A 13,520-nucleotide genomic window follows, 5' to 3' on the forward strand; every position below is an offset into this window, starting at 1 on the left:
ACCCCGCCGACTCCGTTGCTCACCGAACCGCCACCGGCACCCCCGGCGCCGCCGGTGCCCCACAGTCCGGCAGGCCCACCCACGCCACCGGTTTCGCCGGAACCGCCCGACCCGCCGGCCCCGCCGTCGCCCAGCAAAAGTCCACCCGGTCCGCCTGGATTTCCGGTTCCCGGGGCACCGGGCAGGCCGTTGCCGATCAGTGGGCGTCCGAACAATGTCTGGGCCGGCGCATTGATCATGGCCATCCCCTGCTGCTGCAGCACGTGGATCGGCGAGCTGCTGGTCGGCGCGTTGAACCCGTCTGCACCGATCAATCGCCCGGCGGTGCCGCCGGCGCCGTCGCCGCCCAGCGTGGGCCCGGTTCCGCCGTTGCCGCCGTTGCCGCCATTACCGATCAGCACGGCGTCGCCTCCGGTGCCACCGGCGCCACCGACCGTGGCGCCCTGCCCGCCGGAACCGCCCGCACCGCCGTTGCCGAACAGCAAACCGCCTTTACCGCCGGCACCGCCGGACCCGGCGAGCCCGGCGAAGCCGGCCGCCACCGCCGCCCCGCCGGTGCCACCCGCACCGCCGTTGCCGAGTAGCAGCGCATCGCCGCCGGTCCCGCCGGCGCCGCCCTGCACCACGCCGGCTCCGCCCGCCCCGCCGACACCGCCGTTCGAGAGCAGCAGACCGCCGCCACCGCCGTGCCCGCCGTTACCGCCGGCCACTTCGCCGAATCCGCCGTCGCCGCCCGCGCCGCCGGAACCGAAGACCCGGCCACCGGAGCCGCCGGTGCCCCCGCCGCCGCCGGTGCCCAGTGAGCCGAATCCGCCGGCTCCGCCCGAGCCGCCGGCGCCGGCAAGCAGACCGCCGTGGCCGCCGGCTCCGCCGGTGCCCCCGGTATTGCCGCTGCCGCCGAGTCCGCCGATGCCGCCGCCGCCGAACAAGCCGCCGCTTCCGCCATTGCCGCCGTTGCCGGCCACCGTGGCGCTACCGCCCCCGCCGCCGGCTCCACCGTGGCCCCATAGCCAGCCGCCGGCACCGCCATTGCCGCCGTTACCGGCGTTGCCGGTTGGTGAGCTTCCCCCGGGACCGCCGGCGCCGCCGGCACCCAGCAATCCGGCCGCGCCGCCGTTACCGCCGCTTTGCCCGGGAGCGCCCGACCCGCCGGCGCCGCCATCGCCCAGTAACCATCCGCCGGGCGTGCCGTCTGCTCCCGTACCCGGAGTGCCGTTAGTGCCATTGCCGATCAATGGACGCCCGGTCAGCGTTTGGACCGGTGCGTTGATCGCGTTGAGCAGTTGCTGCAGCGGCGACGCGTTGGCGGATTCGGCGCCGGCATAGGCCCCGGCGCCGGAGGTCAGTGCGTCCACGAACTGCCGATGGACCGCCGCTGCCCGCTGACTCAGCGATTGAAAATCCAGGGCATGTCCGGAGAACACGGCCGCGATCGCTGCCGAGACTTCGTCTTCGGCGGCGGTCAGCATCGTTGTCGTGGGAGCTGCCGCTGCCGTGGTGGCCGCGCTCAATGTCGAACCGACTGCGGCCAGATCAGCGGCGGCCGTGGCCAGCGCCTCGGGGGCGGCCATCACGAATAACATGCGGGCACCTTCCAGCAAAGCTCGGCCCGTTACGGCATGGCCAGAAGCGGGGTTGTCTGGTCAGAGAGTATTACTTCTCTGGCCAGGACAGGCCGGAAAGTTGGGCAACTGGCTGCGTGTCCGCCCCGGACGTCAGTGAAAGGCCGCCAAGCCGGTAATGGCGTGACCCAGCACCAGCGTGTGAACCTCGCTGGTGCCCTCATAGGTGAGCACCGACTCGAGGTTGGCCATATGGCGCATTACCGGGTAGTCGAGGGTGATTCCGTTGGCGCCCAATATTGTTCGGGCCATCCGCGCCACATCCAGTGCCTTGCGCACGTTGTGCAGCTTGCCGAAGCTCACCTGTTCGGGCTGTAGCTGACCGGCATCTTTGAGCCGGCCCAGATGCAGGGCCAACAGATAGCAGAGGTTGACCTCGGTGAGCATCTCGACCAGCTTGTGCTGGGTGAGCTGGAATCCGGCGATCGGTCGGCCGAATTGCGTTCTGCTACCGGCATAGTCGAGCGCGGCCTCGTAGCAGGCGCGGGCGGCTCCGACCGCGCCCCAGATGATTCCGAATCGGGCTTCGGTAAGGCAGGACAGCGGTGCCCGCAGACCGCGGGCCTCGGGAAGCATGGCATCCAGCGGCAGCCGGCAATCCTCGAAGGCCAGCTCCGCGGTGGTCGATGCACGCAGCGACAGCTTGTGCCGGATCTCGCGCGCCGTGAAGCCAGAGGTGTTGCGCGGCAACACGAATCCGCGGATGCCGTCGGGCGTCTTCGCCCAGATCACCGCCACGTCGGCGATATCGCCGTTGGTGATCCACATCTTGGCGCCGTTGAGGACCCACTCGTCGCCCTCGCGCCGAGCGGTCGTGCGCATGCCGGCGGGATCGCTGCCCGCGTCGGGCTCGGTGAGTCCGAAGCATCCGACGGCCGCGCCCCGCGCCATCGAGGGCAACCAGGTTTGCTTCTGCTGCTCGCTGCCGTACCGCCAGATCGCGAACATGGCCAGCGATCCCTGCACGGACACGAAGCTGCGTAACCCACTGTCGCCGGCCTCGAGCTCCATGCATGCCAGGCCGTAGGAGACGGCGCTCATACCGGGGCAGTCGTAGCCGTGCAGGTGCATGCCGAGTAGGCCGAGTTCGCCCGCGGCGGTGGGGAATCCGGGGGGCAGGTAGCCTTCGGCGTAAGCTTCGGGCATCCGGGACAGCAGGTCGCGGCGGACATAGGCACGAACGGTGTCGCGGATCAGTCTTTCCTCATCCGACAAGCCGCCGTCGATGGTCAAGAAATCGTGGGCACTCATTGTGTTCCTTTCAGGCTGTTCGGCGGCCGGCGAGGCCGGCGAGCCAGCTGCGGATCGCGCTGGTGTGTTCGCCCAGCCGCGGTGCCCTGGTGCGGTAGGTAACGGGTGTGGCGGACAGCTTGATCGGGCTGGCTACCTGGGGACCGGGACCTTCGCCGTCTTCGGTGTCGCGCAGCGGTTGCAGGCCGAGTTGTTCAGCCAGGGCGAAGGCCTCGGCGATGTTGTTGACCGCACCGGCCGGCACGCCGAGTTCGGGCAGAATTCTCGACCAGTACTTGCCGGAGTTGGGGGCCAACGCGGTTTCCAGGTACTCGCGCAACAGAACCCGGTTGCGCACCCGCAGTTCGTTGGTGGCGAAGCGCTGATCCTGCGCCAGGTGGGCGATGTCCAGGGCGCCGCAGAGTTGGGCGAACTGCTTGTCATTGCCCACCGCCAGCACGATCATTCCGTCACCGGTCCGATAGGTGTCATAGGGCGCGATGCTGGCATGTCCGTTGCCCATCGCGCGCGGAACCTCGCCCGCCAGAACGTAACTGGCGGATTGGTTGGCCAGCGCCGACAGCAGCGCCGACATCAGGTTGATCTCGACGTACTGGCCGCGCCCGTGCTGGTCGCGTTCGCGCAGCGCCGCCAGAATGCCGACCGTGGCGAACAGGCCGGCCAGCACGTCGACCAGCGCCACCCCGACCTTGGTCGGCGTCTCGGGGTTCGGCCCGGTGATGCTCATCAACCCGCCCAGCGCCTGCACCAGCAGGTCGTATCCGGCCAGGCTGCCGCCTTCGCCCGATCCGAACGCCGAGATGCTGCAGTAGACCACTGTCGGGTTGGCCCGGCGAATGGTGGATTCGTCCAATCCGAACCGCGCCATGGTGCCGGGGCGGAAGTTCTCCACCACTACGTCGGCGCGCTCGGCGAGCGTCTTCGCCGTCTGCAAGTCCTCGGGGTCGCGCAGATCGAGGACGATGCTGCGCTTGTTGCGGTTGACGCCGAGGTAGTAGGTGCTGTCGTCGTCGACGAACGGCGGACCCCAGGCTCGGGTGTCGTCGCCTTCGGGGCGTTCGATCTTGATGATGTCAGCGCCCAGGTCACCGAGGGTCATCGTGCAGAACGGTCCGGCCAGTATCCGCGAGAAGTCGACCACCAACAGCTTCGAAAGGGGTGGCGGTGCATGATGATTCGTCATTTGGCGGCGGCCTCCAGCAGGTGACCGTTGGCGGCGGCGCCGAACCAGATCCGCCGGGCCTGTGCGGCGATCTCGGCGGCCCGGCCGTCGAGTTGCTCGAGCGTCAGGCTGCTGATCGGGTGGGTGGCCACCGCGGGCTCCAGACCGGCCATCCCCCGCGACTCACGCTGCAAGCGCGCCTCCAATTCGAACTCGGTGGTGACGATGACAACCGTGGGCACCCCAGCCGCCTCCAGGCGCACTCCGTCGTTGACACACGCCGAGCAGCACGATCCGCAGTCGCCGATCGCCGTGAGCGCGACGTCGTTCTCGGCGGCGATCTGGCTGATCAACTCCGGACTGGCGTCGGAGGAGAAGTGGTGCTTGTCGTAGTAGGTGACCGAGGCGAAAGTGATTCCGTGCTCGGTCAATTCACGCACCGTGGCACGCAACAGCTTGGCGGCGTTCCATTTGGTGTTGCTCAGCACGCCCAGGCGCAAGCCCTCGATGCCGGTCGACCGCGGGGCCATCGGGATGGCCGTTACCTCGACCACGCCGCACGGGTCATAGATGTAGTCGTTCATTTCTTCTCTCCTCAGACTGGTCGTGATCACAGGCGGCAGGCGCCGTCGGAGCAATCAAGTTCGCGGACGCTGGCACTGGCCGCCTGGTCGGCGTGGCCCTCGATGGCGCGCAGCACCGGTGTGGTCGCCGTGCTCCAGCCGGGCAGGAAGGCGGAGAATCGGCCGGCGGCGCCGCCGGCGACGAACAGATGAATGTCGTCGGGCGTGAACACAATTGGTAGCTTGCGACCCGAAACCCGGGGGTACCACTTGGGCAGATTGCGGTTATAGGTGTGTCCGCCGGGCGGGGCGTAGCGATCCCCGTAGCTCACGTCGTCCCAATCGTTGGTGCCGTTGAACCACAGGTAGCGGCGGACGTCGTCACGGCTCCAGCCGAAGGAGGCGATGGTGCGGGCATGCTCCACCCCGATGACCACCGTGCAGGACCCGCCCAGCACCGCGTTGTTGTGCGCGATGGTGCTCATGGCCGACGCAATGGAGTCCAGGATCCCCTGCGGGTCATCGGAAATGTGGTTGGTGACGCTGTGCGGGGCTTCGGCGCCGATCACCAGGACGGTGCTGTCTTCGGGGGCGTAGCCGTGCTCGACGTGGTAGGGCGCCCACGGACTGGCCTCTTCGTTTTCGGCGATGCAGAAGGTGTACTTGCCGGGATGGCCCAGCGTGCTCTTGTCGAGTTCGCCCGCGATGCCGCCGCCGACGCTGAGCAGGATCAGCCGAACGGCGCGGCCGATCGTGGCATTGGCGCGGTTGCCTGAGCCGAAAACGTTTCCGCCGGAGTTCATTCCGATCTCGCGGGCAATGGGGCCATTGACGACCACCAGCGGCGAGACGACGTGGGTGGTGGCCTGAATGCCGTTGAGGTTGAACCGTGCGTCGGCCAATGCCAGGATTGCGGCGCGGACGACGGGGGCGTACTCGGGCTTGCATCCGGCCATCACCATGTTCACGGCCAGCAGCTCACGGGTCAGGCTGCCCCACCGCGGCGGAATGCGGGCCACGAGTTCTTTTGGCTTGCCACCCAATACGTCCAGCACGGCCGCAACGCGCTCGGGCGTCGGGGGGACCACTGGCAGGCCGTCGCTCCACGGCTGGTCGAAGTAGTACTCGACGAGATCGCGTTCCTCGGTGATCACAGCGGTCATTTGATTTGCCTCCTACGTTGCTCGTTGGGACCAACGTAGGTTCGCGACACCATCTACGTCCAAGACATATTGATACAGCTATTATATTCTGCAGATATGGCAGATCCGGAGCTGCGGTTGCTGCGGTACTTCGTCACCGTCGCCGAGGAACGTCACTTCGGCCGCGCCGCCGAGCGGCTGCATATCGCCCAGCCGCCGCTGAGCCAGCAGATTCAGAAGCTCGAACGCCAACTGGGCGCCGAACTCATCGATCGATCCCGGCGCCCGATCGAGCTGACCGACGCCGGCAATGCACTGTTCGAGGAGGCCCGGCTCGCGCTTACGCACGCCGAGCGCGCCTTCGCGGCCGCACGCAGGGCGGCCACCGGGCATCTTGGCCATCTTCATATCGGTGCCCTGCAAGCCGCGGTGGACGGCGTCTTGTCCTACGTCATGCGCACCCACCGGCGCGAGTATCCCGACGTCAAGCTCGAACTGACCGAGATGACCACCACCGAGCAGGTGGCCCAACTGGTCGAACACCGCCTCGACGTCGGCTTTGTGCGCGGGCCCGTCGACGAGCCGACGCTGACCATCCAGACGCTCATCGATGATCCCCTTGCCGCGGTCGTGTGCGAAGACGATCCGCTTACCGGCCATGAGCGGATCGATCCGTCACAGCTGAAAGATCAGCCGATCGTGCTGTGGACACGCGCCGCGGCGAGCACCACCTACGCCGACGTGGTCGAGCTGTTCCGGCTGCACGACATCGATCCACCCGTCGTCGACGAGGTGCCGCGCATTCAGACGATTCTCGCGCTGGTGGCTTCCGGTGCGGGAATCGCCCTGCTGCCAACATCTTTCATCAATCTCAATCGCAAGGGTGTCCGGTTCGTCCCGCTGCACGGCCCACTGCCATACCGCCCGCTGGCCCTGGTTTGGCGCACCTCCAACCAATCACCAAGCGTGCGTTGCTTTCTCGACGTCGCCAGGCAGTCGGCTCCCCAATACCTGCGGGACCTCAGCGAGCACTATCCGCAGCTCGCGTCGAAACCGCACGACGTCAGTCGTCCAGCATCCCGTCGATGAGCCGGCGCAGCACCTGCCGGATTTCCCGACGGGCCCGCTTGGGATCCTCGGCGGTGGCAATGGCCATTGCCGCCTCGTCGAGCGCACCGATCATCACCGTCGCCAGCGGCCGTACCGGTTGCCGCGCCAATTGACCCGCCCGAACGGCCTCGGCGAGCAACTGCTCGGTCATTCCGAGGCTGTAGCGCTGGGCCACCTCGCGGAAGCCGGCCCAGCCGAGCACCGCGGGCGCGTCGAGCAGGATCAGCTGGCGCACTTCGGGTTCGCCGGACACTTCCAGCCAGGCATCGACAGCGGCGCGGATCGCATCGGCCGGCGACTCGGCCCCCGAGGACGCCACCAGCGTGGCCATCCGAGCCATCACGTCGTGCTCGACCGCCTCGACGACCTCGCGGAATAACGTTGCCTTGTCGGCGAATTGGTGGTACATCGCACCGCGGGTCAGACCCGCCTCTTTGGCGATCTCCGGCGTTCCGACCTCGGCGTAACCGCGTGCGCCCCACAGCTTGCGGGCGGCCGAGATCAACGCCTCACGGGTGGCCGCGGAGCGCTCTTCCTGGGTGCGTCTCTTGATTTCCATACAACCTGTTGGTAAGTTACAGACAGCCTGTTTGTAACTATATCTCGAAGTGGGGGTTATCCATGTCGTCGATCGACATTAGTGCCGGAACCATCCATTACGAAGCAACCGGACCCGAGGACGGCAGACCGGTTGTCTTCGTGCACGGGTACCTGATGGGCGGGCAGCTGTGGCGACCGGTGAGCGAGCGGCTCGCCGGTCACGGACTGCGCTGCATCGCCCCGACCTGGCCGCTGGGTGCCCATGCACAGCCACTGCGGCCCGGCGCGGATCGAACCATCGGCGGCGTCGCGCGCATGGTCGCCGACGTACTGGCCGCCCTCGACCTGCAGGACGTGGTGCTGGTCGGCAACGACACCGGAGGGGTGATCACGCAACTGGTCGCCGTCCATCACCCCGAACGTCTGGGTGCTTTGGTTCTCACGAGCTGCGACGCGTTTGAGCACTTTCCGCCGCCGATCCTGAAACCGGTGATTCTGGCCGCAAAGTCGAAGACGTCGTTCCGGGCGGTGAGTCAGGCGATGCGGGCTCCGGTGGCCCGCAAGCGCGCCTTCGCCGGCCTGGCGCACCGCGACATCGACCAGCTCACCCAGGCCTGGGTGCGCCCCGGACTGTCCGATCCGCGGATCGCAGAGGATCTTCGCCAGTTCACCTTGTCGCTGCGCACCGAAGTGACGCTGCGGGTTGCCCAGCGGCTGCCGGAGTTCGACAAGCCGGCCCTCATCGCGTGGTCGGCCGACGACGAGTTCTTCCCGTTCGAAGACGGCGAGCGACTGGCCGCGACCATCCCGAACGCCCGTCTCGAGGTCATCGACGGCGCGCGGACGTTCTCGATGCTGGACCGCCCGGATCGACTTGCCGATCTGCTGTCGGCCATCGCAGTATCGGCATAAGTCCCTACCGAAAGGCCCCTTTGGGTACCGCCCGTGCAGCCGCCGTCTGGCTGATGGCTGCCGCGGGGTACCTGGTCCTCGAGGCGGTAGCCGCGGGTTACCGGCCCGGGTACCGCTACTGGACCGACTACATCAGCGATCTGGGGTTGGCTTCGCCGCAGGCCTATTTGATGCGTGCGGCGTTCTACCTGCAGGGAACCCTGTTCCTGCTCGGGGCGCTGCTGCTTGCCGGGCTGCCGCGCACGCGACGGGCTCAGCTTTTCCTGGCTCTGGTTGCGGCGAATGCCGTTGGGAACATCGTGATCGCAATCGTGCACAGCGGGAAGGTGCACGTCGCCGGCGCCGCGCTGGCAATCGTGGGTGGCAACGCGGCGATCGTGGCAGCCACGGAAGGCCGCGTGGCGCCGGTCGGCGGCCGCCGCTGGTACCGGATTGTCTCTCGACTCATTGCGGCCCTGGGCTTCTCATGTCTGGCCTTGTTGATCATCAACTCAGCGGCGGACCGGACCGTTGTGTTGCCCAATGGGGCAGCCGAGCGCGGAAGCGTGTACTCGATCATCGCGTGGCAGTTGCTCACCTCGATATGCCTGCTGATGCGTGCGGGCACGAAGTGTTAGCCAATGGACTGCCTGCTGATCTTTGCCGCTCGGCAGTGGATTAGGGTCAAGGGAATATCAGGAAATGCCAGGGCCGCCCCCAGCCCGCTGCGCAGGCGCAATGGCAACGTGGTTGCCGCAAAGCAGCGTTTCCCGCAGGGTTGAATCCACAGCCCGTCGAGTGGTATTGCTCAGCTTCGGACTAGTGGTGTCCCCGCAGAAACGGATGTGAGGTACGGCATGGTTGCACCAGGTAGTGGGGCATTCACGGTCGAGGAAAGCCAGGTGAAACAGGCGGTCGTGCTCACGGTGTCCGGCGAAGTGGACATGCTGACCGCCCCACAGCTCGAGGAGGCGATACGAGCCGCGCTGGAGGCCCGGCCCCCGGTTCTCGTCGTCGACCTGTCCAAAGTGGAATTTCTCGCGTCGGCCGGGATGAGTGTGCTGGTCACCGCCCAGGCTGAGGCGCAGCCACACACCCGGCTCGCGGTCGTCGCTGAGGGCGCGGCCACCAGCCGGCCGATCAAGCTCATGGGAATCGACTCGGTGGTCCCCCTGTACCGCGACCTGGACAGCGCTCTCGGCGAGTAACCAATGCGTTAAAAATTGCCGAGATGGGTATCCGGCAGAAATCTATGCCTTGCCGCAATGGCTCTCTCGTGATCGGCACTGAATGGTTACCTGCATCGACGACCGCTCCCGCTTCCAACGGACCCGGGTCGTCGCCGATGCGCCGAGTGCCGCTCAGACTCGGCTCGAGTTCGGGAATTGGCTGCAGCGGCATTTCACGCTCAGCGCCGAACGGTTCAACGATCTGCTGCTGGCGGTAAACGAGGCGCTGGCCAATGCCGCCGAATTCGCCTACACCGACTTCTCGCACAGTGGCACGCTCGATGTCAGCGCCGCCTACGACGAAAATTCCGACACCCTCGCGGTTGCCGTCAATGACCGCGGCCGGTGGCGCGTCCCGGAGCCGGTGGCCGGCGGGGCGCGATTTCAGATCCGCGGCCGCGGCATCCCTTTAATGCAGGCACTCGCCGACAAGGCAACCATCGATTGCACACCCAACGGCACCCACGTCACCCTGACCTGGACCCGGCTGAGGCAATCGAGTTGCGGGTAGCCGCCCGGCGAGGTTAACCGCCGGCCTTGGCCAGGGTGAATTGCGCCACGTCGGTGTAGCCCTCGCGAAACAGGTCGGCGCAACCGGTCAGGTACTTCATGTACCGGTCGTAGACCTCCTGGGACTGGATCGCAACGGCCTCATCGCGGTGCGCCTCGAGCGCGGTAGCCCAGGTGTCCAGGGTGCGGGCGTAATGCAGACGTAGCGGCTGGACCAGCTGGACGGAGAAGCCGGCACGCTCCGCATGCTCGGTAACCGCCTTGGCATTGGGCAGGTCACCGCCCGGGAAGATCTCGTCCATGATGAATTTCATGAACCGCAGCTTGGTCATTGTGATCGGCAATCCACGCTCGGCGAATTCTTCATCGCTGGGCTTGATGATGGAATGCAACAACATCACGCCGTCGGCTGGAAGGGCCCGGTAAGCCATCGCGAAAAAGTCGTCGTAGCGGTCACGTCCGAAGTGTTCGAAGGCCCCGATGGACACGATGCGGTCGACTTTTTCGTCGAACTGCTCCCAGCCCTGCAGTAGCACGCGCTTGCTGCGTCCGCTGGGATGTTTGTCGAGCAGTTGCTGCGTATGGGCCTGCTGATTGCGGCTCAGTGTCAGGCCGACGACGTTCACGTCGTAACGCTCCAAAGCACGAGTGACCGTTGCGCCCCAGCCGCACCCGATGTCGAGCAGCGTCATGCCCGGTTGCAGCCCGAGTTTGCCGAGTGAGAGGTCGATCTTTGCCAGCTGCGCCTCTTCGAGCGACATGTCGTCGCGCTGGAAATAGGCGCAGCTGTAAGTCTGCGTCGGGTCCAGGAACAGCCGGAAGAAATCGTCGGACAGGTCGTAGTGTGCCTGTACGTCCTCGAAGTGGGGAGCTAGCGTGGCGGATTCATCGTGATTTTCGGGCAAGGCACAACCTTTGTTGCTGGTATGTCGTCGGACCGTCGCGGCTCTGGTGGACGGTAATCGACTTGCTGAACTTCGAAGTCTAGGGGTACTCGCAGATATGCGCGAAGAGCGAGGTTCCCGCGGTATGGCCGGGGCGATCCTGAAATTGCTCGGTGCCGGCGATTACCGCCTCACCGTCACCGGCCGGCGCCAAATCAGTCCCCATTACCTACGGCTGAGCTTCGACGCCGCCGGCATGCTCGAGGCGCACCCGCCGCATCCGACGATGTGGGTGCGGATGTGGTTCGCCGACGGGGATAAGCTGCACCAGCGCGGATATACGCTGGTCGACCCCGATCCCGTCGCCGACACCGTGGACGTCGAATTCGCCTTGCACGGCGGTCTGGCCTCCCGCTGGGCAGCGGCGGCACAGCCCGGTGACGTCATCAAGGCGACCGTTTTGGGCAGCAAATTCGCCCTTCCAGAGCCCGAGCCGGCCGGATACATCTTCGTCGGCGACGCCGCGTCGCTGCCGGCGATCAACTCGCTGCTGAGCGCGATCGGTGACGCACCCGCTCAGGTGTTCCTGGAGGCGGGCTACGACGACGACAAGGACCTGCCGGTTGCGCGAACCGAAGGAATCACCTGGGTCGACCGGGAGGACGACGGAAATGCCCTAGTGGACACGGTGAGGGCGGCGGCGTTCGGCGCGAACCGCCACTTCGGCTGGGTCGCCTGCGACAGTCGCACCACGCGGTCGGTTAGCCGAGTCCTGCAGCACGACTTCGGCATACCGCGCAAGTCGATCGCGGCGCGGGCTTACTGGATGGTGGGACGGTCCATGGGTTAGCTGCGGGCCCGCTGAAACTGGCAGGCGGCAGATTGCCGTCGACCCGCGCATGGGAACCCATGGGTGACTTCAGAACGCGCTATATCGCGCTTCAAAATCGCCAATTGGCCCGCTGGCCGATACGGCTGTGGCTCATGTGACTTCGATGCCGGCAAGCGGCACCGCATACTTGTTCTCCGCGGCCACCACCGCGGGATGATGGCCCAGTCCCACTTCGCGCAGGTTGTCGATACCCGCCGTCTCGGCGCGAATCAAAACATGGAATGCGGTCCTACGGCGGTGCTTTCGGGTCAGTCACGCCCATGGCGATCAAACACGATGCCAACATTGCAGAGGTTGGGGCGAGCGCAGTCGGCCCGTTCGACGATGCGGGCCAACAGATCGTGTGCGGCCAATGCGGCCGATGTCGATGCGGCCGTGGCGAACGCTCGACCTTCGAAACGCCGTTCCTGGGCGGCTGAGATGATCATTGAGCGCGAGAGAGGAGGCCATGCGGTGGCGTACCTGATTGCTGTCCCCGAAGCACTCGCCGCGACGGCAACCGAAGTGGCCGGCATCGGCTCGGCACTGAGCGCGGCCAACGCCGCCGCCCCGGCCACCCGACTCGCGGCCGCCGGCGCCGACGAGGTGTCCGGTGCCGTGGCGACACTGTTCGCCGCAAACGCCCAGGCCTATCGCGCGGCAAGCGCACAGGCGACCGCCTTTCACCACCAGTTCGTCGCGGCCTTGCAGGCCGCCGCCGGCTCCTACACCAGCGCTGAGACGGCCGCGACATCGTTGCTGAACCTGATCAATGCCCCCACCCAGGCGATGGTGGGGCGGCCCTTGATCGGCAACGGCGCCGACGGCGCACCCGGAACCGGCGACGCCGGCGGACCGGGCGGCCTACTGTTCGGCAACGGCGGCAACGGCGGATCCGGCGCGCCCGGGCGGCCCGGCGGCCGCGGCGGTAGCGCGGGAATGATCGGCAACGGCGGCAACGGCGGGGCAGCCGGAGACAGCACGGCGATCAACAAGATCACCCCGGGCGGCGGACACGGTGGCGCCGGCGGCTGGTTGCTGGGCAACGGCGGAGCCGGCGGGCAGGGCGGAGCCGGTGGGCCCAACATGATCGGCGGCTGGGGCGGGCAGGGCGGCAACGCCGGCTGGGTCGGTAACGGCGGAGCCGGCGGTGCCGGCGGTTTCGGTCCCGCCGGCGGCGGCGACGGCGGCAACGGCGGCAACGGCGGGCAGTGGGTCGGCAGCGGCGGTGTGGGCGGTGCCGGTTACGGGTCCAGCACCAGTCCGCGCGGCGGAATCGGCGGCGACGGCGGTGACGCTGGACAGTTCGGCAGCGGAGGTAGCGGCGGGGCCGGGGGCGAGGCCTCGGCCGCATCCGGGGTCGGTGGGGCCGGCGGTAGCGGCGGCAGCGCCCAGCTCGTCGGCGACGGCGGTAACGGCGGCAACGGCGGGTCCGGTTTCAACCCCGCGCACGGCGGAGCCGGCGGCAGCGGCGGTCAATACCTCGGCCAGGACGGCACGATCGGAGCGGACGGCGTTTGATGCGACCGCCAAGCTCAGGCCGGCGACGCTATGAAATGAGTCGCAGGCGTTTGCCCAAAGTCAACCCCGGTGTATTTGGCCCACCCGCCGTTGCCTAGTTGGCCAAGTTTGCGCCGCGGTCGAGTTCGATTGCTCGCCGCCGAGCCTGCAGATTTGCAGGCCGCTCTTCGCACTTTCGCTGCAAAAATGCAGGCTCGACGATCGATCGTTCTGGGCCAGCCGCG

At 67.2% G+C, this 13,520-nt stretch carries 14 protein-coding genes and 1 pseudogene; 7 read left to right on the forward strand and 8 right to left on the reverse strand.

The window, feature by feature from the left end; all coding sequences use genetic code 11:
• The 5 genes from BST12_RS16505 to BST12_RS16525 all read right to left on the reverse strand — a co-directional run.
• Window positions 1-1,583, reverse strand: a 1,583-nt coding sequence (locus tag BST12_RS16505) for a PE family protein (RefSeq protein WP_139801720.1), incomplete at its 3' end; no start/stop codon positions are given.
• 132 nt (window positions 1,584-1,715) lie between these two features.
• Entirely contained in the window at window positions 1,716-2,873 is a 1,158-nt protein-coding gene (locus BST12_RS16510) for an acyl-CoA dehydrogenase family protein (protein WP_083114206.1), read from the reverse strand.
• Between the two features lie 10 nt (window positions 2,874-2,883).
• Entirely contained in the window at window positions 2,884-4,056 is a 1,173-nt protein-coding gene (locus tag BST12_RS16515) for a CaiB/BaiF CoA transferase family protein (RefSeq protein WP_083114207.1), read from the reverse strand.
• The gene (locus BST12_RS16520) at window positions 4,053-4,619 is read right to left on the reverse strand and encodes a UGSC family (seleno)protein (protein WP_083114208.1); all 567 of its coding nucleotides are present in this window, start codon (window positions 4,617-4,619) and stop codon (window positions 4,053-4,055) included. Before BST12_RS16520 ends, BST12_RS16515 begins: the two co-directional genes overlap by 4 nt.
• Window positions 4,620-4,645: 26 nt before the next feature.
• The gene (locus tag BST12_RS16525) at window positions 4,646-5,761 is read right to left on the reverse strand and encodes a hypothetical protein (protein ID WP_083114209.1); all 1,116 of its coding nucleotides are present in this window, start codon (window positions 5,759-5,761) and stop codon (window positions 4,646-4,648) included.
• Between the two features lie 96 nt (window positions 5,762-5,857).
• On the opposite strand from BST12_RS16525, the gene BST12_RS16530 reads away from it, so the two are divergent.
• Entirely contained in the window at window positions 5,858-6,829 is a 972-nt protein-coding gene (locus BST12_RS16530; protein WP_083114210.1) for a LysR family transcriptional regulator, read from the forward strand.
• On the opposite strand, the gene BST12_RS16535 is transcribed toward BST12_RS16530, so the two are convergent.
• On the reverse strand, window positions 6,804-7,409 hold the full coding sequence (locus BST12_RS16535; protein ID WP_083114211.1) for a TetR/AcrR family transcriptional regulator: 606 nt from the start codon (window positions 7,407-7,409) through the stop codon (window positions 6,804-6,806). The genes BST12_RS16530 and BST12_RS16535 overlap by 26 nt on opposite strands.
• A gap of 62 nt (window positions 7,410-7,471) precedes the next feature.
• On the opposite strand from BST12_RS16535, the gene BST12_RS16540 reads away from it, so the two are divergent.
• The 4 genes from BST12_RS16540 (at window position 7,472) to BST12_RS16555 (ending at window position 10,021) form a co-directional block, all read left to right on the forward strand.
• A complete protein-coding gene (locus BST12_RS16540; RefSeq protein ID WP_083114212.1) occupies window positions 7,472-8,302 on the forward strand; it encodes an alpha/beta fold hydrolase in 831 nt (276 codons plus the stop codon).
• 53 nt (window positions 8,303-8,355) lie between these two features.
• A complete protein-coding gene (locus tag BST12_RS16545) occupies window positions 8,356-8,919 on the forward strand; it encodes a DUF998 domain-containing protein (protein WP_139801721.1) in 564 nt (187 codons plus the stop codon).
• Window positions 8,920-9,138: 219 nt separating this feature from the next.
• A complete protein-coding gene (locus tag BST12_RS16550) occupies window positions 9,139-9,489 on the forward strand; it encodes an STAS domain-containing protein (protein WP_083114264.1) in 351 nt (116 codons plus the stop codon).
• A gap of 82 nt (window positions 9,490-9,571) precedes the next feature.
• Window positions 9,572-10,021, forward strand: coding sequence for an ATP-binding protein (locus tag BST12_RS16555; protein WP_083114214.1), 450 nt, complete (start codon window positions 9,572-9,574; stop codon window positions 10,019-10,021).
• A gap of 13 nt (window positions 10,022-10,034) precedes the next feature.
• Here BST12_RS16555 and BST12_RS16560 read toward each other — a convergent pair whose 3' ends face one another.
• The gene (locus tag BST12_RS16560) at window positions 10,035-10,925 is read right to left on the reverse strand and encodes a cyclopropane mycolic acid synthase family methyltransferase (RefSeq protein WP_083114215.1); all 891 of its coding nucleotides are present in this window, start codon (window positions 10,923-10,925) and stop codon (window positions 10,035-10,037) included.
• A gap of 97 nt (window positions 10,926-11,022) precedes the next feature.
• Between BST12_RS16560 and BST12_RS16565 the strand changes: the two genes are divergently transcribed.
• On the forward strand, window positions 11,023-11,754 hold the full coding sequence (locus tag BST12_RS16565; protein ID WP_083114216.1) for a siderophore-interacting protein: 732 nt from the start codon (window positions 11,023-11,025) through the stop codon (window positions 11,752-11,754).
• 132 nt (window positions 11,755-11,886) lie between these two features.
• Here the strand turns inward: BST12_RS16565 and BST12_RS34275 are convergent, their stop codons facing one another.
• Window positions 11,887-12,009 (reverse strand): hypothetical protein, encoded by a 123-nt coding sequence (locus BST12_RS34275; protein WP_264062618.1) that lies wholly within the window; start codon window positions 12,007-12,009, stop codon window positions 11,887-11,889.
• Window positions 12,010-12,249: 240 nt separating this feature from the next.
• On the opposite strand from BST12_RS34275, the pseudogene BST12_RS34280 reads away from it, so the two are divergent.
• Window positions 12,250-13,290: pseudogene (locus tag BST12_RS34280) on the forward strand (PE family protein); the annotation flags it as partial.
• Window positions 13,291-13,520 lie beyond the last annotated feature (230 nt).

Source organism: Mycobacterium angelicum (assembly GCF_002086155.1).
GTDB classification, from domain to species: domain Bacteria; phylum Actinomycetota; class Actinomycetes; order Mycobacteriales; family Mycobacteriaceae; genus Mycobacterium; species Mycobacterium angelicum.

Coding starts and splice junctions, on each gene's coding strand:
- BST12_RS16510 (WP_083114206.1), bottom strand. CDS start 2,873: ATGAGTGCCCACGATTTCTTGACCATCGACGGCGGCTTGTCGGATGAG.
- BST12_RS16515 (WP_083114207.1), bottom strand. CDS start 4,056: ATGACGAATCATCATGCACCGCCACCCCTTTCGAAGCTGTTGGTGGTC.
- BST12_RS16520 (WP_083114208.1), bottom strand. CDS start 4,619: ATGAACGACTACATCTATGACCCGTGCGGCGTGGTCGAGGTAACGGCC.
- BST12_RS16525 (WP_083114209.1), bottom strand. CDS start 5,761: ATGACCGCTGTGATCACCGAGGAACGCGATCTCGTCGAGTACTACTTC.
- BST12_RS16530 (WP_083114210.1), top strand. CDS start 5,858: ATGGCAGATCCGGAGCTGCGGTTGCTGCGGTACTTCGTCACCGTCGCC.
- BST12_RS16535 (WP_083114211.1), bottom strand. CDS start 7,409: ATGGAAATCAAGAGACGCACCCAGGAAGAGCGCTCCGCGGCCACCCGT.
- BST12_RS16540 (WP_083114212.1), top strand. CDS start 7,472: ATGTCGTCGATCGACATTAGTGCCGGAACCATCCATTACGAAGCAACC.
- BST12_RS16545 (WP_139801721.1), top strand. CDS start 8,356: ATGGCTGCCGCGGGGTACCTGGTCCTCGAGGCGGTAGCCGCGGGTTAC.
- BST12_RS16550 (WP_083114264.1), top strand. CDS start 9,139: ATGGTTGCACCAGGTAGTGGGGCATTCACGGTCGAGGAAAGCCAGGTG.
- BST12_RS16555 (WP_083114214.1), top strand. CDS start 9,572: ATGGTTACCTGCATCGACGACCGCTCCCGCTTCCAACGGACCCGGGTC.
- BST12_RS16565 (WP_083114216.1), top strand. CDS start 11,023: ATGCGCGAAGAGCGAGGTTCCCGCGGTATGGCCGGGGCGATCCTGAAA.